The 23869-nt window shown below is 53.5% G+C and carries 22 protein-coding genes and 4 tRNA genes; 12 read left to right on the forward strand and 14 right to left on the reverse strand.

Features of this window, described 5'->3' with window-relative positions:
* The first annotated feature begins 249 nt into the window (after positions 1-249).
* The 5 genes from AC4PS6_RS25670 to AC4PS6_RS25690 all read left to right on the forward strand — a co-directional run bounded on the left by AC4PS6_RS25670 (position 250) and on the right by AC4PS6_RS25690 (position 4450).
* On the forward strand, positions 250-456 hold the full coding sequence (locus AC4PS6_RS25670; RefSeq protein ID WP_019821302.1) for a co-regulatory protein PtrA N-terminal domain-containing protein: 207 nt from the start codon (positions 250-252) through the stop codon (positions 454-456).
* 177 nt (positions 457-633) lie between these two features.
* Positions 634-2538, forward strand: a complete 1905-nt coding sequence (locus AC4PS6_RS25675) for a copper resistance system multicopper oxidase (RefSeq protein WP_008437439.1) — start codon at positions 634-636, stop codon at positions 2536-2538.
* 12 nt (positions 2539-2550) lie between these two features.
* Positions 2551-2796 carry a hypothetical protein gene (locus tag AC4PS6_RS25680; RefSeq protein ID WP_024073347.1) on the forward strand — a complete coding sequence of 82 codons (246 nt, stop codon included), beginning with the start codon at positions 2551-2553 and terminating at the stop codon, positions 2794-2796.
* Entirely contained in the window at positions 2768-3820 is a 1053-nt protein-coding gene (locus AC4PS6_RS25685) for a copper resistance protein B (protein WP_008437443.1), read from the forward strand. The genes AC4PS6_RS25680 and AC4PS6_RS25685 overlap by 29 nt, the downstream gene beginning before the upstream one ends.
* A 162-nt stretch (positions 3821-3982) precedes the next feature.
* On the forward strand, positions 3983-4450 hold the full coding sequence (locus AC4PS6_RS25690) for a DUF411 domain-containing protein (RefSeq protein ID WP_008437448.1): 468 nt from the start codon (positions 3983-3985) through the stop codon (positions 4448-4450).
* A gap of 303 nt (positions 4451-4753) precedes the next feature.
* On the opposite strand, the gene AC4PS6_RS25695 is transcribed toward AC4PS6_RS25690, so the two are convergent.
* The 5 genes from AC4PS6_RS25695 to AC4PS6_RS25715 form a co-directional block, all read right to left on the reverse strand.
* The gene (locus tag AC4PS6_RS25695; protein ID WP_008437450.1) at positions 4754-4951 is read right to left on the reverse strand and encodes a DUF1289 domain-containing protein; all 198 of its coding nucleotides are present in this window, start codon (positions 4949-4951) and stop codon (positions 4754-4756) included.
* A 43-nt stretch (positions 4952-4994) separates the two neighbouring features.
* Positions 4995-5960, reverse strand: coding sequence for a CDF family Co(II)/Ni(II) efflux transporter DmeF (gene dmeF, locus AC4PS6_RS25700; protein WP_008437453.1), 966 nt, complete (start codon positions 5958-5960; stop codon positions 4995-4997).
* A gap of 11 nt (positions 5961-5971) precedes the next feature.
* The gene (locus AC4PS6_RS25705) at positions 5972-6247 is read right to left on the reverse strand and encodes a metal/formaldehyde-sensitive transcriptional repressor (protein WP_024073346.1); all 276 of its coding nucleotides are present in this window, start codon (positions 6245-6247) and stop codon (positions 5972-5974) included.
* Between the two features lie 219 nt (positions 6248-6466).
* Entirely contained in the window at positions 6467-7792 is a 1326-nt protein-coding gene (locus AC4PS6_RS25710; RefSeq protein WP_008432871.1) for an OprD family porin, read from the reverse strand.
* A gap of 217 nt (positions 7793-8009) precedes the next feature.
* Positions 8010-8342 carry a DUF2790 domain-containing protein gene (locus tag AC4PS6_RS25715; RefSeq protein WP_008432869.1) on the reverse strand — a complete coding sequence of 111 codons (333 nt, stop codon included), beginning with the start codon at positions 8340-8342 and terminating at the stop codon, positions 8010-8012.
* A 948-nt stretch (positions 8343-9290) separates the two neighbouring features.
* Here AC4PS6_RS25715 and AC4PS6_RS25720 point away from each other — a divergent pair.
* Genes AC4PS6_RS25720 through AC4PS6_RS25740 form a run of 5 tightly spaced genes read left to right on the forward strand, consistent with a single transcriptional unit; the run spans position 9291 to position 13939 of the window.
* Entirely contained in the window at positions 9291-9719 is a 429-nt protein-coding gene (locus AC4PS6_RS25720) for a TIGR03757 family integrating conjugative element protein (RefSeq protein WP_008432865.1), read from the forward strand.
* Positions 9716-10657: a TIGR03756 family integrating conjugative element protein gene (locus tag AC4PS6_RS25725; protein WP_008432863.1), complete on the forward strand. Its 942-nt coding sequence runs from the start codon at positions 9716-9718 to the stop codon at positions 10655-10657. The genes AC4PS6_RS25720 and AC4PS6_RS25725 overlap by 4 nt, the downstream gene beginning before the upstream one ends.
* Before the next feature lie 20 nt (positions 10658-10677).
* Positions 10678-12039 (forward strand): integrating conjugative element protein, encoded by a 1362-nt coding sequence (locus AC4PS6_RS25730; RefSeq protein ID WP_024073345.1) that lies wholly within the window; start codon positions 10678-10680, stop codon positions 12037-12039.
* Between the two features lie 8 nt (positions 12040-12047).
* Entirely contained in the window at positions 12048-12428 is a 381-nt protein-coding gene (locus AC4PS6_RS25735; protein ID WP_008432858.1) for a hypothetical protein, read from the forward strand.
* Positions 12425-13939: a conjugal transfer protein TraG N-terminal domain-containing protein gene (locus AC4PS6_RS25740; RefSeq protein ID WP_008432856.1), complete on the forward strand. Its 1515-nt coding sequence runs from the start codon at positions 12425-12427 to the stop codon at positions 13937-13939. The genes AC4PS6_RS25735 and AC4PS6_RS25740 overlap by 4 nt, the downstream gene beginning before the upstream one ends.
* Positions 13940-13971: 32 nt before the next feature.
* On the opposite strand, the gene AC4PS6_RS25745 is transcribed toward AC4PS6_RS25740, so the two are convergent.
* Positions 13972-14295, reverse strand: coding sequence for an Ac45/VOA1 transmembrane domain-containing protein (locus AC4PS6_RS25745; protein ID WP_008432855.1), 324 nt, complete (start codon positions 14293-14295; stop codon positions 13972-13974).
* A gap of 235 nt (positions 14296-14530) precedes the next feature.
* Positions 14531-15019 carry a hypothetical protein gene (locus tag AC4PS6_RS25750; RefSeq protein WP_019821334.1) on the reverse strand — a complete coding sequence of 163 codons (489 nt, stop codon included), beginning with the start codon at positions 15017-15019 and terminating at the stop codon, positions 14531-14533.
* 205 nt (positions 15020-15224) lie between these two features.
* On the opposite strand from AC4PS6_RS25750, the gene mobH reads away from it, so the two are divergent.
* Both mobH and AC4PS6_RS25760 read left to right on the forward strand, forming a co-directional pair.
* Positions 15225-17111 (forward strand): MobH family relaxase, encoded by a 1887-nt coding sequence (gene mobH, locus AC4PS6_RS25755; RefSeq protein ID WP_008432854.1) that lies wholly within the window; start codon positions 15225-15227, stop codon positions 17109-17111.
* A complete protein-coding gene (locus AC4PS6_RS25760) occupies positions 17108-18427 on the forward strand; it encodes a site-specific integrase (RefSeq protein ID WP_492181059.1) in 1320 nt (439 codons plus the stop codon). Before mobH ends, AC4PS6_RS25760 begins: the two co-directional genes overlap by 4 nt.
* 169 nt (positions 18428-18596) lie before the next feature.
* On the opposite strand, the gene AC4PS6_RS25765 is transcribed toward AC4PS6_RS25760, so the two are convergent.
* The 7 genes from AC4PS6_RS25765 to rluD all read right to left on the reverse strand — a co-directional run bounded on the left by AC4PS6_RS25765 (position 18597) and on the right by rluD (position 23784).
* Positions 18597-18673 (reverse strand) — tRNA-Pro (locus tag AC4PS6_RS25765).
* Positions 18674-18861: 188 nt separating this feature from the next.
* A tRNA-Lys gene (locus AC4PS6_RS25770) sits at positions 18862-18937 on the reverse strand.
* A 5-nt stretch (positions 18938-18942) separates the two neighbouring features.
* A tRNA-Pro gene (locus AC4PS6_RS25775) sits at positions 18943-19019 on the reverse strand.
* Between the two features lie 9 nt (positions 19020-19028).
* Positions 19029-19104, reverse strand: a tRNA-Asn gene (locus AC4PS6_RS25780).
* A gap of 295 nt (positions 19105-19399) precedes the next feature.
* A complete protein-coding gene (clpB, locus tag AC4PS6_RS25785) occupies positions 19400-21964 on the reverse strand; it encodes an ATP-dependent chaperone ClpB (protein ID WP_014716867.1) in 2565 nt (854 codons plus the stop codon).
* Between the two features lie 135 nt (positions 21965-22099).
* Entirely contained in the window at positions 22100-22825 is a 726-nt protein-coding gene (pgeF, locus tag AC4PS6_RS25790) for a peptidoglycan editing factor PgeF (RefSeq protein WP_019817499.1), read from the reverse strand.
* Positions 22822-23784: a 23S rRNA pseudouridine(1911/1915/1917) synthase RluD gene (gene rluD / locus AC4PS6_RS25795; protein WP_003188422.1), complete on the reverse strand. Its 963-nt coding sequence runs from the start codon at positions 23782-23784 to the stop codon at positions 22822-22824. The genes pgeF and rluD overlap by 4 nt, the downstream gene beginning before the upstream one ends.
* Between the last annotated feature and the right edge of the window lie 85 nt (positions 23785-23869).

Raw genomic sequence — 23869 nt, forward strand, 5'->3', positions numbered from 1 at the left:
ACTTACAACGCCGCACAGGTAAATTTTAGATGGTGGATGGAGGTTATGTGTCGTTGGATAGCTTAGACCTTACGGACTAATCACTCTGCATCTCAAGAGAAATATCGCAACCTGACACAACTGTAATATTGGCCTAAGCTTCCTGACAGGGGATGAGTCTTATAGTCCTATTGAGCCTCAAGCTCACCCCCTAGAGTCAACGACTGATGTGGATTCAGGGGTCACCAATAATCATCCGAGGCCCCCCAAATGAACCCTATCAAAACCTTGTTCGTCATCGCGGCTCTGACCGTCTCTTCTTTGGCTATGGCTGAAGGGGGTGGTGACCGGACTTTCGCACGCATGGAAGTGGCCAGGAATAATTCGATGGAATCGTACCGAGTAGCTCAAACGCAAAATGCCCAACATCCCGTCGCTGAAAGCAAAGCCAAGGCGATGGATCACAAGAATTGCTAAATAGCTAGCCCTCCAAGCTGACAGAAATGTAATCACTGCGGTGGTTTAAATGTGGCAATTTCTGAGCTCGCTTGCCGTAAGAGTTTGTCTTTTGTGACGGTGGGCAAAGCTGATCCGGGCAACTCATGATCGGTTGTTTCGCACGGCTTCCCTTTTGACTGATTGGAAATAAACGGCATGCATTCCAAAACCTCTAGACGGACATTCGTAAAAGGCTTGGCCGCTGGTGGCATTCTCGGCGGCTTTGGCCTTTGGCGCACTCCAGTATGGGCGGTGACAAGTCCAGGTCTGCCGAGCGTACTCACCGGCAATGAATTTGATCTGTTTATTGGTGAAACACCTGTAAACATTACCGGCTCGCCGCGAACAGCCATGACCATCAATGGATCATTGCCAGGACCTTTGCTGCGTTGGCGCGAAGGAGAGACAGTCACCCTGCGTGTAAAAAACCGCCTGGACCAAGACACCTCAATCCATTGGCACGGGATCATTCTGCCGGCCAATATGGACGGTGTACCTGGCTTGAGTTTCCATGGCATCGCACCCGACGGCATGTACGAGTACAAGTTCAAGGTTCATCAGAATGGTACGTACTGGTACCACAGCCACTCGGGCTTACAGGAGCAGGCAGGGGTTTACGGGCCAATCGTTATCGACTCGAAAGAGCCTGAACCTTTTCAATACAACCGCGACTATGTGGTGATGTTGACTGATTGGACCGATGAAGATCCTAGTCGCGTCATGGCCAAGCTTAAGAAACAGTCGGGCTACTACAACCACCATAAACGCACCGTTGGTGATTTTATCGACGATGTCAGTAAGCAAGGTTGGTCAGCTACAGTAGCTGACAGGAAGATGTGGGCTGAAATGAACATGAGCCCAACCGACCTTGGAGACGTCAGCGCAGATACTTACACCTATCTCATGAATGGCCAGGCGCCAAACGGTAACTGGACCGGTATTTTCAAGCCGGGTGAGAAGCTACGACTACGCTTTATCAACGGCTCGGCGATGAGCTATTTCGACGTCCGCATTCCTGGTTTGAAAATGACCGTTGTGGCCGCCGACGGCCAACACGTCAACCCAGTGAGTGTTGACGAATTCCGCATCGCCGTAGCTGAAACGTATGACGTGATCGTAGAGCCTGCCAGTGAAGAGGCTTACACCATCTTCGCCCAGTCTATGGATCGGACGGGTTATGCACGCGGAACCCTCGCTCTTCGTGAAGGGCTAGTTGCTCAGGTACCTGCTATAGATCCACGTCCAATCGTCACTATGGATGACATGGGGATGGGCGGTATGGCTGGTATGGACCATGGCAGCATGGCTGGTATGGGCGGCGCAGAGAAGACACCAGGTGACATGTCCGGCATGGCGGGCATGGCGGGCATGGACCACAGCAAGATGACCGGTATGGACCAAAGTGACATGACCGGGATGACCGGCATGGACAGCGGTGACATGACTAACATGGCGGGCATGGATCACAGCAAGATGGCTGGGATGGGCAATGGTGATATGTCAGGGATGGCTGGCATGGGTGGTATGGGTGGAGAAATGCAGACACACCCTGCCTCTGAAACCAACAATCCCCTGGTTGATATGCAAGCCATGAATCCAACGCCAAAGCTAAGTGATCCGGGCATAGGCTTGCGGAACAATGGTCGTCGAGTGCTCACTTACTCCGACTTGAAAAGCACTTTCCAAGACCCTGACGGCCGCGAGCCAAATCGTACCATCGAGCTTCATTTGACCGGTCACATGGAGAAGTTTTCGTGGTCGTTCAACGGCATCAAATTCTCTGACGCCGAACCGCTGCGCCTGAAGTATGGCGAGCGTCTGCGCATCACCTTGGTGAACGACACCATGATGACACACCCCATCCACCTTCACGGCATGTGGAGTGACCTTGAGGACGAGAACGGCAAGTTCATGGTGCGCAAGCACACGATCGATATGCCACCAGGTACCAAACGCAGCTATCGAGTCACCGCTGATGCCTTAGGCCGTTGGGCATATCACTGTCACCTGCTTTTCCATATGGAAATGGGCATGTTCCGTGAAGTACGGGTTGATGAGTAAAGGAGACGATCTGTGAGCACATACCGAAATCGTAATTCCCTCGTGGGTTGCCTCTTTGCCGCTGTCCTGCTGGGTGGACTCTCGTCCACGGTGCTGGCAGAGGAAAATGGCAGCGACCATTCAACCACTGTTCCTGTTACAGCAACGGACAAGCCAGCAACGGCAAACGATTCGAAGCTAGATCACGGGGCGATGGACCATAGCCAGATGAGCCATGAGTCGATGGATCATGACCAAAAAACCAAAAAGGCAGATTGAGATCATGACCAGTAAGTTTTTACGCCCAACGCTGATGGCACTTGCAGTCTCTACCGGTCCAGCATTCTTTTTCATGGCTCAAGCCGCTGAAGAGATGGATCCGTCGATGGCGATGCCATCAAGTGCGGACGCAAAGTCTTCAACTGCACAAAAATCCAAACCCGCCAAACCGAAAGATGCCGCGATGGATCACTCCAAGATGGACCACGGCTCAATGGGAGCCATGGACCATAGCAAGATGGGGGCTATGGATCACAGCGATAACGGGCAAATGGACGGTATGGAAAGCATGGATGGAGGGGCGACTACCACAAGCCGAACCCCAATCCCCGTACTTACCGACGCTGACCGGGCCGCCGCTTTTCCAGACTTACCAGGCCATGGTGTGCACGATAAAAAAATTAACTCGTTCATCCTCCTGGATAAATTTGAGTACCAAGACGCTGACAACGGTAGTGCGCTGGCTTGGGATGCAAAAGGGTGGATCGGCGGTGACGTCGATCGCCTATGGTTGCGTTCGGAAGGCGAACGTACCAATGGCGTAACCGAGAACGCTGAACTTCAGGCTCTGTGGGGACACGCCATCGGTCCTTGGTGGGATGTCGTCACCGGCATTCGACAAGACTTCAAACCTGGGTCACCTCAAACATGGGGAGCGCTCGGTATTCAGGGCATGGCCCTCTATAACTTTGAAGCTGAAGCGACTGCTTATATTGGTGAGAACGGTCAAACCGCAGCTCGGTTTGAAGGCGATTACGACATCCTGTTGACCAATCGCCTGATCTTGCAGCCGACCGCCGAAGTAAACTTGTACGGGAAAAATGATCCTCAGCGCGGCATAGGATCTGGATTGGCCAACACCGAACTAGGCCTGCGGTTGCGCTACGAAATTACTCGTCAATTCGCACCCTACATTGGTGTTAGCTGGAATCGCTCATATGGTAAGACGGCTGACCTAGCCAGCGATGAAGGGGAAAAGACAAACGAGGCCCGGTTTGTAGCTGGTATTCGGATGTGGTTCTGAGCGATTTGAGCACTAGCCCTACGAATTCAAATGATCGGGGAGTTGGCTCCCCGACTCTAAAGTAGATCCTTCAATGTAACCTTTGCAGCGGCATGAACGCTTGAGTGGGGTTCTATTGCTTCGTAGAACATCTCGCCGTCTCCAAGGGAAAAGGAAATATTCATGACAGGTAGCTTCCGACTTTCAAGTCGATTTCTGCGTATTGCAACATTCGCTGCGCTGTTCATCGGCTCAACGGCTCAAGCGGCGCAGGCCCTGACCATCGATGTGCATCGAGATGCAAACTGCGGATGCTGCAAAAAATGGATTCAGCATCTTGAGGCCAATGGCTTCACCGTCATTGATCATGTAGAAACCAACATGAGTGCTGTCAAACAAGATCTAGGTGTCGCTCCACGACTCTCGTCTTGTCACACTGCGATGATCAACGGGAAGTTTGTTGAAGGTCATGTGCCAGTTGAGCAAATAATTGCGATGAGTAAGCGTGACGACCTTCTCGGGATCGCTGCTCCTGGAATGCCAGCAGGTTCTCCAGGAATGGAAGTCGACGGAGTACATGAGACCTACCAAATAATCGGCCTGACCAAAGCCGGCGTAGATCAGGTCATTGCTGAATACCCCGCAAACTAATCCCACCTCATCCATTCGGCCACAGCATGGTCCCAGCTCATGGCCATGCAGCGGGACATGCTATGTTGATTTCATTCTCAAGCAATACGCAAAGGACGATCAGCAACAAGCTGTAAAGGCGCGCCTGCGCCGAATCGGATAACCCCGTACCGCTGTCCTCAATAACAATTTGAGATGACGCCATGCTCCGTCTGCTGACAAGCACTGCGCATCTGACCACGATAGTGCTAAGTTCGGGTGGCGTTGCCACTCAGCTTGCCTTTCCGAATCTGGACATCTGTCTCGGCTGAAAGCGTAGAAAAGTTAAATTACAGTGGTTTGAGAGTTCTTTTTTTGCAGGCTTTTCAGACGCAGGGTCGCGCGTTGTACAGCGGCCATTTTTTCTGGACGCTTCATTCGTTTCCATTTTCTGATGTCTTCCTTGGTGCGACCGCAGCTGACGCACAGTTCGCTGTTCAACTGGCAGACAGAAGTACACGGATTCTCGATGTCCTTGGCCATTGGTCAATTCCTCGGCGAACTTATGCGAACTACGGGCTCATTGCTAAGCCTGAACGGCGACCTGATCGGGTGAAACAGCGCCCGGCTTCGTGCGGTACTCAACTGTCAGATGAGTGATCTCATGAACTGTCGCAAGCCGTTCTCGTATGTTTTGTGCATTCACTGCTGGGCTGCCTAGAACACTCACAATAGCGGCGCGGGCTTGCGGCCCTACCTGCCAGACATGAAGATCTATGATCGAAGCATCTCCCTGTCGCTCAACCAGTTCACGAATCTCTTCAGCGACATGATCATCTGTCTGGTCTAGCAATACACTCGCAGTCACCCGCATCAACGACCAAGCCCAGCGTGCGATGACAACTGCACCCACAATCCCCATTGCAGGGTCGAGCCAGACCCAACCAAGGTAACGACCAGCAAGCAGTGCTGCGATGGCCAGAACCGAAGTCAGTGCATCTGCAATGACGTGAATATAAGCAGAGCGCAGATTATTGTCATGACCATGTGCATGGTGAGATTCATCTTGGCCGTGGTCATGCCCATGGTGATGATTATGACCGCCAGACAGCAAAAGCGCGCTCACCACATTCACTGCTAATCCGACAATTGCGATAAGAGTCGCTGTCCCGAATTGCACTTGAGTCGGTTGAAAGAGACGAAATAGCGACTCTCCGGCAATTCCCAAAGAGACCAGTCCCAAAATCAGAGCAGATGCGAAGCCACCCAAGTCTCCAACCTTGCCAGTTCCAAAACTGTAGCGAGCATTTGAGGCATGTCTTTTTGCGTAACCGTAAGCAGCTGCGGCTATGCCAAGTGCTCCAGCGTGTGTTGCCATGTGAAATCCATCAGCAAGCAACGCCATTGAGCCAGTGAGATAACCTGCGGTGATTTCAGCAACCATCATTACGACGGTCAGAGCCACTACCCACAAGGTTCGCTTGGCGTTTTCTTCATGTGATTTCCCCAGGAACATATGGTCGTGGGAATAGTCGGTGTACGAATTACTCATCTGGGCAAATCCTATTTGGAATAGCGGCGAATGGCTTCGAGAAGCTCATCGACGCCTTTCGCTCTTTCTTCGTTGCTGAGTGTCGGATTCGCAACGTGTTCACGAGCGTGGTCTTCGATAATTTCATCCATCAGCCCATTGATAGCGCCACGGGCAGAAGCGACCAAAAGCAGGGTTTTCGAGCAGTCATCATCAGAGTCGAGTGCTCGCTCAATCGCCTGGACTTGCCCAGCGATTCGCTTTACACGCTTAAGAAGATTGTCTTTGCTTGATCTCATATGACCCATACCATACCCCCCCTACCTATATTGAGAGTATGTTCACACGTTCCAATCAGCCATACAACCCCAGGGACGCTCGCCGCCGGGATGGATATACCAACAGTTTCTTCAATCCACAAAAAAAGGCGCCACTAGGGCGCCTAAGCCGTCTCCAAACCAAAGGAGAAACAAGGAGACGGGGTGTATCGGGGATACCGGACAGTTGATGCCGATGGCTAATGCCCGTTAAAGGAGTTGCAGTGGATATTCAACAATCAGTCTGACCTCGTCCAAATCAGATTCGAAATCGGTAGCTCGTGTCGTTGCTTGGCGGACACGTAAAGACATGTCCTTCAGTGAGCCTGACTGGATGACATACTTAGCCTCGATGTCTCGCTCCCAACGCTTTTGGTCCTGCAATGGGGCACCGTCCGCTCCGCGACGCATGTACACGCTGTTTGCGTTGGAATAGTCCGCATCCCAACCCTTAGCGTAGCGGGTCATGAAGCTCAGACCGGGGATGCCGAAAGCCTGCATATCTAGATCGTAGCGCAGCTGCAAGGATTGCTCTTTCGGTGAGTTGAAATCGCTGTACTGAATGGAGTTATCCAAAAAAATTGAGTCGGACTGGCGAAGGTAGTCAAAGTCGTCGTTACCATTATTGCGCTGGTAACCAACGGTCACGGCGTGCGCTCCGAATTTGACCCCGGTCTTGCCGCTCCAGATCTTGTTATCGAAGCTTCCCAGAAGTTTTTCACCCTCATCAACCGCTCGGTAGTAATTAAAGCCGCCAATTAGCGATACGCTTTCTGAGAGTGGATAGCTCAATGTGGTGCCCGCGTAGTATTGGTTCCACACATCCTTGAATTGGCTGGTGTAAAGACTCACACCTACGTGTTCATTGACCGTGTAATCGCCCCCTAGATAAGCGATCCATGGAGCATCTACTACACCGGCGTAAAAAGTTGAAAAGCCGTCACGCATGCTACTGGAATTGGGTTGGCTCATCGCATGCAGCCGGCCCCCCTGAAGGGTCAGGCCTTTGATGCTGGTATTAGTGAACGTTGCACCCCGGAAACTCTCCGGGAGAAGTCGGGAATCCCCATAGGCAACGACAGGCGTCGATGGAAATACGTCGCCTACCTTGACGACTGTATCCAGGAAACGCACTTTTGCGGCCCCGCCTACTTTTGAGTAGGAGTCTTCAGGTTGGCCTTTGCTATTGTGCGGCAAGACATCGACTGAGCTACGGGCTCCCGAGCGACCATCACCTGAATCGAGCTTGAGGCCTTCCATTGCAAACGCATCAATGCCGAAGCCTACGGTACCTTGAGTAAAGCCTGATTCGAATCGGCCAATGATGCCATGAGCCCATTCGGCTGAGTAACCATTGCCCGTGGGGCTTGATTGACCCTTTCGATAATCACGATTGAGATAGAGATTCCGATTGAGAATACTAAAGGTGCTCCCCTCAATGAACCCTTCAGGCTTTTGCTCCACAGCTACTGCAACTTGCCCCATGCTCATGCCAAGGGAAATGAGAGAAAGACCATAAATGCTTTTATTGTTCATTTAACACTCCAGGCTTTAGCTTGGCAGAGTTTCTTTATGAAATATTTTTTATAATTATAAAAGCCACCAGCACGTGAGGATTTCTCCTACGTGCCGGCAGACATAATTTCATACAATAGATAACTCCAGCGTGACCTGAAAATTACTTCTGTGTCAGCGAACAGCAAGCAGGCTCAAAACATACCGAACAACCTTGCGCAGTCAGGGCTAACGCTAATTAACTTCCGTGAGGGCAGTTAGTACCCATAACCTTGTATTCCAAGGTGTTGAGCTTGCCCGCCGAATCTTCATAGGTCATGCGCGAAGGGGCTACGCCACAGGTTTTATTGGCTTGAGTGGTACTGATTACCTTCTGGACATCGAGGTTCATTCCGTATTCATAATGAACAACTTCAGGTGTCGCCTTTCCGTTTTCTAAGGCGTACTGCTCCATCGCCTTCTGGTTCTCTTGCATCATTCGACCATAAACACGGTCACCACCTCCTTCAGCCATGGCCAAAGAAGACATGGTCAAGATGGAAGCGGCAAAAACAACTTTTAATAATTTCATGATTTTCTCCTAGTGCTCACTTACTTCTGACTAGAGGATAACCAGTGATGCCTTTCAGGAAGCTGCCGCGAATATTACATATCTGTAAGGCCTCTCGTAGAGCTCGTGAGTTCAACTATTTAAAGTTTAGCTTTATTGGCAGAGCACGCTGAATGCATCATACGACCATCAGAAATCAACTCGTATCCCACCTGGAGCATCTAGAGATTTTTTATAAAAATGCATATCTTCCTATTATGAAAAGCGGCTTTGACCGCTACAGGCGGATGAATCGTTTGGGCGTAGCTAAATGAGACTACGAACGTGTCACAAAAGCCTCATGGGCTGCGGAAATTAGGCACTACGTAGAGCACCGAAAACGCAATCGGCAGGATGGTCTTTAACAGCAATACGGTCTCGGAGGATAGGTTTTTATCTTATCCTTAACGTCATCGAAGATGACATTGAAGCTGTGCAGCAGGCGCTCCGTTTGCAACATTTGATCGTGAAGGATCTCAAGCAGGACAGCACAAACTACTGCCTGCCCAAGGATAAAGATAAAGCCTTCGAATCTTGAGGTTGTTTTCTCCAGCACGACCAAACCCGCTGACGATATCGGCAGGGCGAGCATTTTGCCGTTGATGTCGCCCGAAGCTTCAATAGAAGTGATTTTTCGTTATGTCGTGGGGCGGTGGCGAGACTCGTCCGACTGGCGTACTGTGGACCATCGGCGGCGATGGGGCCAAGAAGGGTCGCCTCATAAACTTGGCTTGAACTCTTGCTGTGTGGATAGCCAGTTAACTGCGTACTCACTGCGTCGTCAATTTGAGCCGACCAAGTGCCATCTCTAATCCAACCCACACGAATTCGTCGCTCTCAAATACCCAAAGCTTCCAAATTCCTATTTCTTACTGCGCTCAAGACAGCCATCCGGTCTTCTGTACCTGAATCCATATCAGGTACGGTGCCATGCTCCAGATCCTTACCCACATTAGCGAAACGCGGCGCTGGCTGTTTTCACTGCTACTGTTCTTGTCAACTGCGTCCCACGCGGAGACGTGGGTCATTACAAACCGAGCACATCCAGTATCCGCACCTTCTGGCGCTCGCGTCATCTTCCTGGATGATCAGCAGCGCCTTGAAGAACAACTTTCCAACCAACTACCCGCCGATCCACGCCAGGCAGAAGCGGCCATTCAACGCTACCTTGTCAGCCCTGCAGGGAAGCATCTGCAAAACGAGTTGGCCCAAGCCCAGCAGGGCGTCATAGACGCCTGGAGCCTGCGAGTCGAAAAACTCCCAGCCGTGGTCGTAGATCGTCGCTACGTCGTGTACGGCGAGCCTGACGCAGCTAAAGCCGTCGCGTTGATTGAACGAGCACGGAGCCTGTCACGATGAGACGCTCACGTTTTGCGATCCGGCCTTTGTCGCTGGCTATCACTTTCAGCCTGTCATTCAGTGCATCGGCTGCGATCAACTCGGCAGCGATTATTGCCTCGACCCTGTCACCAACCTGCCTGGAGTACAAAGTGGTCGGCATCTGCTATTGGCTGCTCTGCACGCCATTCGGATGCAAAGTCAAAACCTCGACCAAGGTTCGTCACTACGTACCGGACGCTGTGGTGTCTGCATATGCGAATACCGGGATGAACCCTTGGATAGAGATGTCACCTCTTGGCACCCCGAATCCGATGGCCCAAGCGGGCAACGACGGCACTACCAATCACGTTGCAGAGAACAACATCATCAAATTTAAGGAAGCCGATGTCATCGGCCATCCAGGTGGTGCGGCGTTGAGTCAGTTTGCCAGCGCCTCGGGCTATGTATGCAAAGGCGCAACCTTACCGCTTGTGCCTTACTTTCTGAGCACCCTTGACCCCATTGCTTGGCGATACGGCGTCCCGGAATCCGTATACCCCGAAGCACTCATTCCGGGCATGCGCGAAGTCGGTAGCCTGCTCTCAGCAAGCAGCTGGGGGAACGTCTACCCGCGTAGCGGCTTCCTTAACCAGACTGACGACTACAAAACGGGCGCAGTTATTGCGCAGCGTGCCGGCGACGTGGTTACCCGCCCAGGCCAGGTCCATGTCTACTTGCCGATGCTCGCCCTTCCCTACCCCGGTTACTGGCCCGCAGGGCCGCTACGCGAAGGTGACGCCTCCACTGGTAAGTGGCAAGAGCTCACCCCAGTCCTCAACCCGACTTGCGCAACCTTTCCCACCATCGATCCGAACATCGATGCGCAGGATGGCGGCTACGCCTGGGCACTCTGGCGCCCTTATTCGTGTTGCCAGCGTCGAGGACAGACCTTCCTCGGCAGTACGGACTTCCAATGAAACAGCGATCGGAGCAAAGCATGAAACTCACTACCTTGGCGATAGGGCTCGCCTGCAGCCTCAGCAGTGCAATAGCGCTCTCTGCTGATCCAATCAACGTCTCCTCCTCCGGAAGCGTCATTGGGGACAACGTGCTGTATAGCATTGGCGGCGGCAACGCAGTCACCATGGGGAGCGCAGGCAACATGGATAGTATTTCTGTGGGAGGCGGTTGGAATACCAATCTAATCTGCGGAAACATGAGCCTGAGCACAACCCTTGAAAACCAATTGAATGGTGCCACTTCCGGCTTCAAAAACATCATGAGCTCGGTGGTACAGAGCGCCACCAGCGCCGTGGCTTCGCTGCCGGCACTGATTCTTCAACGTGCGAACCCGGCGCTATACAACCTCATCACCAACGGCATTTTGCAGGCCCGCCTGGACTTCGACCGCTCCAAAGGCACCTGCCGCGCCATTGGCGAAAAGATGGCGGATATCGCCGGTAACCAAATGGGCTGGGGCAAGCTTGCTGAAGGTCAGGCTATGAGTCAGGCGCTAACATCCAACACAGACGCAGTGTCGGCGGTGGAACAAGTCGAAAAGAAAGGTGGAAACGATGGCGTCACTTGGGTTGGTGGTGATAGAGCAGGTGGTTCCGGTCAGAAGCCAATTCGTATCGTAGGCGACGTCACCAAGGCGGGCTACAACCTTCTGAACAAGCGCGCGGCCGGCGACACCGCATCCATCAGTAAAGCGAACTGCAACAACGGCATGGTGTGCAATGTCTGGTCATCGCCCCAGGAAGCCACCACCTTTGCCAATCGTGTCCTGGGTGAACAACAACAGCAGACCTGTGACAGTTGCCCTAAAACGGTGACAGCCGCAGGCGTCGGCCTCACGCCGCTGATCCAGGAAACGTACGACACCAAGCTGAAGGCCCTGCAGGAACTGCTGAGCGGAAGCAAAACGCTGTCGCTAGAAAACCTGGAAGCAGCGAGCAGCAACTCGTTACCCATCACCCGAGGCGTTGTAGCAGCACTCAAGGATGAGCGCGACCAGGACGTACTCGCTCGCCGGCTTGCCTCCGAAGTCGCGTTGTCCGATGTGTTGGAGAAAGCTCTGACCCTACAGCGCACCTTGATGGCAGGCAGTCGGGAACCGAACGTCGCGGCTAATGACCTCGCCGTCCAGGCAGTCGGCCAGCAGAGCTCCTCGCTGCAACAGGAGATCGGCAACCTCAAAATGGAACTGGACATGCGTCAGCAGCTCGCGAAGAACTCGCCTCTGACCATCATTGAACGCAGCAAAGCACGGGCAGAAGACTCTCGTGGCGTGTCCCCGGGAGCCCCAGAAACGAATCGATTGGACCAGTTGCAGTCACCCGCCCAGAACAAACAGTGAGAAAGGCCATGACCGAAATACAGGAGCCTGTCGCCGCTCCCAACCGTTCGCTGGTTCGACGAACCGGGAGGAGCATTCTGCTTGTTCTGGGTGTTTTGCTCGCGACTGCCGCCCTCGTAGTCCTACTCAGCGCTGTCCTGATGAACATGTTCGACAGCGCCGAGCAATGGCAAGCCTGGCGCACCGACCACTATTGGCCGCTCTTTACCTGGCGCCTAATGCTTTATATCGCACTGACCGTTGCCTGGTTCAAATTCAAGGTACGGTTATCGAACTCAGAACGCTCGAAACGGCGCAAAGGCCTGTTGAAGATCGAGATAATGGTGATCTTATTATTTCTGATGGTTGAACTGAGCAAGGTGCTGTATCAGGCAGGGGGTGTTCTGTGACGCTCTACACCAATGACTATTTAGAGTACTACCTGACGTTGGTCGGTTGGATCATCAACAATGGTATCTGGGCGATGATTTCAGATACCGGTCTATTCGCCCTCCCCTTCTGCATCATCGTTATTCGAGAGTGGCTGAAAGTCCGTGGTGAGGGGGCCGATGAGGGCAACAAAGGCGTTCTCTCACTGGCACGTATCGAAACCAATATCTACGTTGGCTACATCGTAGTCGCATTCTTCGCTGTACCAGCCGTCAATGTGAGTTTTGATACCTTGGCATTTGACCAGAGTAGAGCTCAGCAATGTCAATACAACTTACCTAAACCCACAGACACAGGCTGGAACACAACATTCAGCTCACTGGCAGGAAAGAGTGCCCAGATGCCCATGTGGTGGGCATTAATGCATGCATTATCAAAGGGATTAACCAATGGCGCTGTAGCAGCAATTCCCTGCGGGACTGATTTACGGCAAGTACGCATGGAAGTTAGCAACACCAAGATCAACAACCCGCTATTGGCTCAGGAAATTGGCGACTTTACGCACGATTGCTATGGACCCTCCCGTGCCAGATTATTCATGCGCCAACCCGAATTGGGAGCGCAAGGGAATGACCCTCGTTTTGCGCAGGAACTCAGCTGGATTGGTTCGCACTATTTATTGAACACCTCGGGTTATTACGACACGGACTACTCCAAAACTCCAAGGGCATCATGGCCCTATAACGCATCTCGTGATGTGGGTTTACCACAAGTGGGTGGAGGTGGGGGCTATCCAACTTGCAAACAATGGTGGTCAGATAGCGGAGTGGGACTGCGGGACCGTATCAAGGCTCAAGTGTCGCCGGACCTCATGACCAAAATGCTCGGCTGGGCAAAGTGGTTGTCCCCGGACGAAGTCACTGACTCGCTTGTCCGGCAACTGGTCTCGCCGTCGAACCAGGTGAAAGGGGATGTTTATACGGACTACGGGGGACAAATCGACGGAACTGTGTGGAATGGTGCAGCCCGGGCAGCGGGGACTCTCGGGGTTGCATTAGGATCTATGGCCTATTTTCCAGCGATGGACATGGTTCGCCAGGCGCTACCGATGGTCATGGCGTTCTTGAAAATGGCGATGGTGATTTGCATTCCCTTGGTGCTAATCGTCGGGGCTTACCAACTAAAAGTGGCCATGACTATGTCCGTTGTTTTTTTCGCTCTGATATTCGTGGACTTTTGGTTTCAACTGGCTAGATGGGTCGATACCACGATATTGGACGCTTTATATGGAGCCGGTTCTCCGCATTTATCATTTGATCCTGTGATGGGTTTGAACACTGCCACCCAGGACGCAATCTTAAACTTCGTGATGGGCTCGATGTTCATCATCCTGCCAGTGTTTTGGATGGGCGCGCTGGGATGGGCAGGGGTGAGCGCAGGAAAAGCATTGGAAGGCCTTACCAGCGGAACAAAAGATGTTCAAAAGGCAGGTCAGGAAGGGGTGAATACTGTCAAACGTAGCGTTATGTAACGTAAGGGTCTCATATCATTGATATGAGACCCTTAATCATCGTCGTCTACACGTTGACCAGCAACATAGTACCCATAGCCATCGGGGCCATAGCATTGACCATACTCTATCTGGTTTCTGCGAGGCGTAGGTCTGTGATTCAACGCCCAGAGCCCTCCACCCAAAACCAAGGTAAATACTGCAACGCTGATAATCCCGCTGAAAATGTCTGCAGAAAAATATAGGAGTACGGCAGCCACAACCAGACGCTTGACCCAACGCAGGGTACGGTTCTGACTGCACCAAACGAGGCGCGCAGCCTGACCCAGGCCATAGCCTAAGCGACTTGCTACTCCCTGAGAGGTCTGTGCGGTCATGGTGCGTCTCCTTCTTACCCGGTCTAGGGGCGATTTGACATTACTTATAATACCGATTTTTCTATGCTGCAAGATCATGAGACAAACGGCCTTTGCCTTCAGCACCAGATGCCCCCCTTTCACAACAAAAATGGCCCAAAAGGTAAAAGGTTTTGTAGAAGCGAATGGAATGGTTCACAAGGGTAAAAGCCTTACCCGAAAGGGCCGCTTTCAGCGGGAAAAAGGTCCAATCTCATCAACGCATCTCGCGAGTCGAATAAACTTCAACTAACTCGTCTTCTGTAAAATTACTAAGCAAAGAAAAGTATTCAGCTCTGGACTCAACCGTCAACGGTTGGATAGAACCTAAATTAATAAGAGTTGAAACAGCCTCGTCAGGAGTCATTTCGCTAGTAAGTGGGGCTCTCTGCCCAGAGTAATAAACCTTGTCAGACGCAATAGCTACATCCAGCAGTTCACGTACTTCACCATAACGAGCGGAACGCGCAGCGGTTAGAAACACTCCATCAAAAATGACCAAGACGCTATCAACGTGAGGAATAATATATTTAGCTAAGGCGACAACCAGAGGAAGGTTGTTGTCCCACCTTGCTTCCTCATCATCAAGATCATTCCCTACACTAGCAAAAAGAATGATCTCATCACACTTATTGTCACGTATCAAATCACAAAGTGCCCAAACATTATCTGAGGTTGATTTCGTAGCGTAGCGAAGTGAAACCATCATTTTTTCCTCACATAGTCGATCTGCGGCCCCGTGCCCTTAGACCGAAACGACGATAATTCTGCATTCCTTTCTCCGTCACCACCATAGAAAGATGGCTCTTCGCCAAAAGAAATACCCGAGGCAACCAGTGATCCTTTCCCCTTGCTCGCCCCCCCTTTGATAGGAGAAAAGCCTGCCCCATGAATCATTTACGGAGCAGGCGATGTTCTCTATTTTCCGCCGCAATAAAGCGCTACCCGCCCAAAGCCCCTCCCCTAACGGTTTTATACAGCCGGCCTCTAGCCAAGCACTACTGGCATCGCCGCGCCGTCAGAAACTACTGGAGAACATTTGGCAGCGCGCATCGTTATCTCGCTCACAGTTTGTCGAGCTCTATAGGCGTCCACTTGAGCGCTACGCGGAGTTGGTCCAGCAGCTCCCTGCTTCGCAAAACCACCATCATGCACACCCTGGCGGCATGCTGGATCACGGGCTTGAAATCGTCGCCTATGCCTTGAAAATTCGACAGAGCTACCTGCTTCCTATAGGCGCACCGCCGGAGTCTCAATCAGCACAGGCTGAGGCCTGGACTGCCGCCGCGGCTTACGGCGCTCTGATACACGACCTCGGCAAGATCGCCGTCGACGTGCACGTCGAGCTGGCAGGAGGTAAAACCTGGCACCCGTGGCACGGCCCAATCGATCGTCCCTATCGATTCCGTTACGTGAAAGGACGCAACTACCAACTTCACGGAGCCGCTGCCGCACTGATCTACGCGCAGATCCTCTCCTCAGAAATCTTAGATTGGCTCAGTAATTTCCCCGAAGTGTGGTCGCAGTTAATCTTCATTTTGGCTGGTCAGTACGAACATGCCGGCATTTTGGGAGAGATCGTGGTCAAGGCCGATCAGGCGTCCGTCGCACAGGAGCTCGGTGGAAATCCAGCCCGCGCGCTGTCCGCGCCCAAACAGTCTTTGCAGCGTCAATTAGCAGATGGGTTGCGTCACCTGGTCCGAGATACATTCAAACTGAATCAACCCGATGGACCGTCAGATGGATGGCTGACACAGGATGCTCTTTGGCTGGTTAGCAAGCCTATTGCTGATCAATTGCGAGCCTATTTGCTGACCAAAGGCGTTGAAGGTGTACCCAGTACGAATGCGCCTTTCTTCAACATGCTGCAAGATCAGGGGGTAATCCAAACCAATGCCCAAGACAAGGCAATCTGGAAAGCCACGATAGACAATGGTCGTGGCTGGCGAAACACCTTCACCCTGCTGAAGCTCTCACCGGCACTGATCTGGAATGATCCAAGTGATCGGCCCACAGCTTACGCTGGGACTCTTGAGGTAGAAGCTGGCAACCCGGTAGAAGACTCTGCAGCTGAAAATACCGTCGCCACACCGGCCAAAAAGTTGCCTTCGGAAATTCAATCCAGCCCTGTGCCGGCGCCTTTAGCACCGGCACAGCCATCACCGTTCGAACTACCTCAGCATTCCTCGAGCAGTACAGATGAATTTGACGAGCTACTGGCGCTCCTTGGTAACATCAATGAGCCATCAGAAGACACCAAAAACAAAGCGGTCTCAGCGGCACATACCGCGCCTCCGAAACTGGATGAAATCCAGCCTTCCCAAACCTCCAATCAAGGAGGTGCGCCTTTAGCAATAATCGAAGAAGTCACTCCGATGCCTAGCAATAACACCGAGATCGGTCAGGGATTTGTTGAATGGCTTAAGAAAGGCATCGCATCCCGGACCATCATTATCAACGATACCAAAGCGCTGGTTCATACCGTAGCAGGGACCGCTATGCTGGTAACGCCTGGAATTTTCAAACGCTACGTCCTTGAATTCCCCCATATCGAACAGCAAGCCAAAGTACAGCAAGTCAGCGCCTGGCAGCTGGTTCAACGTAGTTTCGAGAAACAGAAACTTCATCGAAAAACGCATAAGAGTTTGAATATTTGGACCTGTGACGTTGTTGGACCTCGAAAATCCAAGCAGCTCAAGGGGTACTTACTACTAGACCCGCGAACAATCTTCTCTGAGGTCCCTTTCGACAATATCAGCCTGTCCTTGAAGTCAGAAGCAACGGAGCCGCCACAATGACGACGCCCTCGAATCTGACGGAGGAATACATCTTTGCCCATGATCTGCGGCCTGCCAGTGCAAAGATCTATCGCGCCTCGACCAAAGCACTACTCAAGCATTTCCGAACGGCCTCAGTTGAGGAGATCGATCATCGTGCGGTTCTGACATGGCGAAAAAAAGTCCTTGAGAACGGATTATCCAAACGCAGCTGGAACACCTATTCAAATCACCTTCGAACTGTTTGGGGCTACGCCATAGAACACGGCCTGATGACCCATACCACGATCAACCCATTCAAGAAAACCAGCGTTATCCCACCAAAGCGAGCCAGCAAGACAATCAATGGAGACGCCATCCAACGAGCACGCAACTGGCTCATATCCCTTGTAGGCCAAGAACGTTGTACGCATGAACGTAGCCAGATCACACCTGCCTGGTTCTGGCTCAGCGTCTTCGAGATGTTTTATTACACAGGCATACGTCTGAATGCCCTGCTGTGCCTGCGTTACAAAGATATCGACTGGGACAGCCAGATGATCTTGGTCCGCGGTGAAACAGAGAAGACCCATCGGGAGTTTTTCCTCCCCATTATGGAAGGACTCGCTCCACACTTATCCAGGATCTTGGGGGAGGCCGAGAAAATCGGTTTTTCACCAGACGATCAGCTGTTCAACGTCAACAGATTCTCTCGTCACTTCCATGGCAAGGAAATGAACATCGACCTGGTGGAGTCAATGTACGGCAAGCTCACCGATAAGATCGGCGTGCGCATGACCCCTCACCGCTTCAGGCACACATTAGCAACAGACTTGATGAAGCAGCCTGAGCGAAACATTCATCTCACGAAAAGCCTGCTGAATCATTCGAATCTAGCGACAACGATGAATTACATAGAGGCGGACTACGACCATATGCGTGCTGTTCTACATGAGCGGAGTCGGGCTCAGGGCGCTCTGAGCCGAGTGACACGGGTTGATCCAAGTGGCAAACCCTCTGCCCCCTTACCCGCCAAAATAGGTGTGCATTCACAGGAAACCGCTCAACCAGAGCCCAAGAAGCTGCCAGCTCCACAACAATCTAGCAGCACAGAGGTCAGTATTGATCGGCGGACCAAGTCGACTGGCCGAAGCGCGCTACAGAAGGCTCTCGAGCTCGCATCTGCGCAACTGCATCGCGAGTCAATGACATGCTCTATGGACCCACCAGTAGATCAAGTAGAGCAGAGTCTACTATTGACGCTAATGGCGAGCGGGCTTGGTGTCGGCACATTCAGGAAACGCACCTCAACTGAGCATTCAATGCGAAGCTCATCATTTTCCAGAGCATCGCCCTAGTACGCTCATAATCAAAGCGCACTGGCTATAGGGAATTCTGGTTGGCCAGAGGCTTTCGCATGCCCGGAATAAAGAACCAGGTCGAAATCCGGATTTTTTCCAGACGAACGGTACGACTTTGCTCAAGGCACAAAAAAAGGCGTCATAAAGACGCCTTTTTCATTAAATATGGTCGGGGTAGGGGGATTCGAACTCCCGACATCCTGCTCCCAAAGCAGGCGCGCTACCGGACTGCGCTATACCCCGGAATGCGCATCGCAAAGCCTATGCACATTGACATCATGACGAACCGAAACTACTGTTCGCCTCAGACGGCTGCATGTCTACGGCGATATCTAAGTGCTGTAACACTTTCCAAAACCGTAAAACCGCCTCTATCAGAGCTAGAACCTCTGATTCTAAGATTTGATTCCAGCGTCAACTGGTCTCAAAAATGGTGGGTCGTGTGGGATTCGAACCTACGACCAATTGGTTAAAAGCCAACTGCTCTACCAACTGAGCTAACGACCCAAATATGGTCGGGGTAGGGGGATTCGAACTCCCGACATCCTGCTCCCAAAGCAGGCGCGCTACCGGACTGCGCTATACCCCGGTTTGAAATTGGCTCCGTGACCAGGACTCGAACCTGGGACCCAATGATTAACAGTCATTTGCTCTACCGACTGAGCTATCACGGAACTACATATTTCAAAGTTACTGCTGTGTTGCTTCCTCTTCGACCCTGTCCGTATCGCTACGTTAGCGTCTCTGAGGCGCGCTATTCTACAATCTTAAAAACCCCTGTCAACCCTTTAAATTGCTTTTAAGACAATGATTTGCGCTTCTTTCTGATTTCTTCTTGGGGAGAAGAAACCCGTGGGCTGACGTTGCTGCGGGGCGCACTTTACAAGCCTTTGCCTTACAGTTCAACGCCCTATCGAAAAAAAAGGCCCCGCAATGCGGGGCCTTCTCTGGTTGCGCCAAGCGCAGGCCTTAATGGAAGACGATTTCGTCGTCTTTCACCGTCGCCGTGACGCGGGTGCCAGGCATAAAGCTGCCCGACAGGATCAGCTGCGCCAGTGGGTTCTCGATCCAGCGCTGGATCGCACGTTTGAGTGGCCGTGCGCCATACACTGGGTCGTAACCGACCGCGATCAGCTTGTCCAACGCTTCGCTGCTCAACTCCAGGTCCAACTCGCGCTCAGCCAGACGGCTACGCAGGCGGCCCAACTGAATTTCGGTAATGCCCGCGATCTGATCCCGCGCCAGAGGCTCGAAGATCACCACTTCGTCGACCCGGTTGATGAATTCCGGACGGAAGTGCGTGGTCAACGCATCCATCACCGCCGCACGCTGGGCTTCACGATCACCCACCAATTCCTGGATCTGAGCCGAGCCCAGGTTGGAGGTCATCACGATCACCGTATTGCGGAAGTCCACCGTGCGCCCGTGGCTGTCCGTCAAGCGACCATCTTCCAGCACCTGCAGCAAGATGTTGAACACATCCGGGTGCGCCTTCTCGACCTCATCCAGCAGGATCACCGAGTAAGGCTTGCGCCGTACGGCTTCGGTCAGATAACCGCCCTCTTCGTAACCCACATAGCCTGGTGGCGCACCGATCAGACGAGCCACCGAGTGTTTCTCCATGAATTCGGACATATCGATCCGCACCATGGCCTCTTCAGTATCAAAGAGGAACTCGGCCAGGGCCTTGCACAACTCGGTCTTACCCACACCGGTTGGGCCGAGGAACATGAACGAGCCGCTTGGACGGTTCGGGTCGGACAAACCTGCCCGGGAACGCCGAACCGCGTTGGACACCGCCACCACTGCCTCTTCCTGGCCGATGACGCGCTGATGCAACAGGCTTTCCATCTTCAGCAACTTGTCGCGCTCGCCTTCGAGCATCTTCGACACGGGAATACCGGTCCACTTGGAGACCACTTCGGCAATTTCTTCCTCGGTCACCTTGCTGCGCAGCAACTGGTTCTCAGGCTTGCCGTGCTGGTCGACCATCTGCAGGCTGCGCTCCAGGTCCGGGATCACCCCGTACTGCAACTCGGCCATGCGGTTCAGGTCGCCTTTACGGCGCGCCGCTTCGAGTTCCTGACGGGACTGCTCGATCTTTTGCTGGATCTGCGCCGAACCCTGTACTTCGGCTTTTTCCGAGGTCCAGATTTCTTCGAGGTCCGAATACTCGCGTTCCAGGCGAACAATTTCTTCCTGGAGTTTTTCCAGACGCTTCTTGGCCGCTTCGTCTTCTTCTTTCTTCAGCGCCTGGGATTCGACTTTCAGTTGAATCAGGCGCCGATCCAGGCGATCAAGCACTTCCGGCTTGGAATCGATCTCCATACGGATGCGGCTTGCCGCTTCGTCGATCAGGTCGATAGCCTTGTCCGGCAACTGGCGATCGGTGATATAGCGGTGGCTCAATTTGGCCGCCGCAATAATCGCACCGTCGGTGATCGCCACCTTATGGTGGACTTCATAGCGCTCTTTCAGGCCACGCAGGATCGCGATAGTGTCTTCTTCGCTCGGTTCTTCCACCAGTACTTTCTGGAAGCGACGCTCAAGGGCTGCGTCCTTTTCGATGTACTGACGGTACTCGTTGAGCGTAGTAGCGCCGACGCAGTGCAACTCACCCCGCGCCAAGGCGGGCTTGAGCATGTTGCCGGCGTCCATGGAGCCTTCGCCCTTACCGGCGCCGACCATGGTGTGCAATTCGTCGATAAACAGAATGATCTGCCCTTCCTGCTTCGACAATTCGTTAAGCAAGGATTTGAGGCGCTCTTCGAACTCACCCCGGAACTTGGCACCGGCAATCAGCGAGCCCATATCCAGAGACAGCAGGCGCTTGCCTTTGAGGCCGTCTGGCACTTCACCATTAATGATGCGCTGGGCCAGGCCCTCGGCAATCGCGGTTTTACCCACGCCAGGTTCACCGATCAACACGGGGTTGTTCTTGGTGCGACGTTGCAACACCTGGATGGTGCGACGAATTTCGTCGTCACGGCCGATCACCGGGTCCAGCTTGCCTTCTTCGGCACGCTTGGTCAGGTCTACGGTGTACTTGTCCAAGGCCTGGCGCGACTCCTCATGGTTAGGGTCGTTCACCGCCTCGCCGCCACGCAGGTTGTTGATGGCGTTTTCCAGGGCTTTCTTGCTCACGCCCTGGCCCAGCAACAACTTGCCGAGCTTGCTGTTGTCGTCCATGGCGGCGAGCAACACCAATTCACTGGAGATGAACTGGTCACCTTTCTGCTGGGCCAGGCGGTCGGCCTGGTTGAGCAGGCGCGCCAGATCCTGGGACATATTCACGTCCCCGGTGGGATTCTGGATTTTCGGCAGTTGGTCGAGCTCTTTGCTCAACTCCTTGCGCAGGCTGTTGACGTCAAAGCCCACCTGCATCAGCAAGGGTTTGATAGAGCCACCCTGCTGTTCCAGGAGTGCCTGCATCAAGTGTGCAGGCTCAATGGCCGGGTGGTCGAGGCCCACCGCCAAGGATTGAGAGTCGGACAAGGCCAACTGTAATTTGCTGGTTAAACGATCAATACGCATTAGTCACCTTCCTTTTGAGCAGGCCGGAGCTATGAACAAACACATCCTGAATGAAGAAACCTGCCAGATACCCTTATAGATGGGGTGGATTCTGGGCGTTTCAAGCGGCGGACGGTTGATACAGATCAGGACAGTCTAGCGTTCAAGCCAGATAAGGGAGGCGAATCGGCCCGTACGTGGGCTTCGGCGATAAGAAAAGAAACGCGGGTCGGTCACAGTGCACAAACCGCCACCATACACAGCGCTAACACCGCGCGCGGCCAGACGCAGGCGCGCCAGTTGGTAAATGTCGGCCAGGTACTTGCCAGGGTTGTGGCTGGGAACAAAGGCCTCAGCGGTGGCACGCAGTTGCTGCATGAACACTTCACGCACTTCCGGGCCGACCTCAAAGGCTTGTGGGCCTATGGCAGGGCCGAGCCAGACCAGAACGTCTTCGGGTGCGCTATCCAGGCTTTCGAAAGCGGCCTCCAGCACGCCGGCCGCCAAACCACGCCAACCGGCATGGGCTGCGGCAACCCGGGTGCCCGCTCGATCACAGAACAGCGCAGGCAGGCAATCAGCGGTCATGGCTGTGCAGGCGATGCCAGCGGTGCTGGTCCAACTACCGTCAGCCTCGACAGTACGGCCCGGATCGGCCTCAACCACGCGAGTACCATGGACTTGACGCAACCAGGCAGGCTGGATATCGAAGGCCTCACTCAGGCGACGGCGATTCTCAAGGACGGCCTCGAGGCTGTCCTCGACATGATCACCCAGGTTGAGGCTGTCGAACGGCGCCAGGCTGACGCCGCCCGCACGGGTGGTGACGCAGGCTTTTACCCGAGCCGGCGCGGGCCAGTCAGGTATCAGCCAGTCACTCATCCGACAAACGCCTCGCGATCTTGCTTGAGCAGCGACAGCAGCCAGACCAGATCGTCTGGCAGTGGCGATTCCCAGCTCATGCGCTTACCGCTCGTCGGATGATCCAGTTCCAGGAAGCGTGCATGCAGTGCCTGGCGCGGGAACGTCTTGAGCGACTCAACCATGGTCTGGCTGGCCGCCGGCGGAATACGGAAGCGGCCACCGTAGGCCGGGTCGCCGACCAACGGGAAGTTGATGTGCGCCATGTGCACGCGAATCTGGTGGGTACGCCCGGTTTCCAGCTTGACCCGCACATGGGTGTGGGAACGGAAACGCTCCAGCACACGGTAGTGGCTGACGGCCTGCTTGCCACCTTCCATCACCGCCATACGCTGGCGCTGCTGGCCGTGACGACCAATGGGTGCGTTGATTTTGCCACCGGCCACAACGACGCCGATCACAATGCACTCATAGATGCGGCTGACGCTCCGGCTCTGCAATTGCGTAACCAGTTGCGTCTGCGCCTGAATGGTCTTGGCCACCACCATAAGGCCGGTGGTGTCCTTGTCCAGACGGTGAACAATGCCGCAGCGCGGCACATTGATGATGTCCGGCACGTGGTGCAACAGGGCATTGAGCAAGGTGCCATCAGCGTGCCCGGCGGCCGGGTGAACCACCAGGCCTGCGGGTTTGTTGATGACCAGGATGTCGTCGTCTTCATAGACGATATCCAGCTCGATGTCCTGGGCAACCCATTCTCCCTGGGCTTCCTGCTCGGCAGTCAGCTCAAGAATCGCACCGCCATGGACTATGTCTCGCGGGCGGATAACCGCTCCATCCACAGTCAGGCGGCCGTCTTTGATCCAGGCGGAAAGGCGCGAGCGCGAGTGCTCAGCGAATAATTGTGCGGCGACTTGATCGAGGCGTTGGCCGCCCAATTCGGACGGCACCTCTGCGCGAAGTTCAATTTTATCGGACATGCTCAGACTAGGCGTGGCGTAGCCTTTGGTTTCGGCTGCGCGCTTGTGGTTAAATACGGCGTCTTTTGCCCCGAGGCTTTCAACG

The sequence above is a fragment of the Pseudomonas sp. DW-iso17 genome (assembly GCF_058725345.1).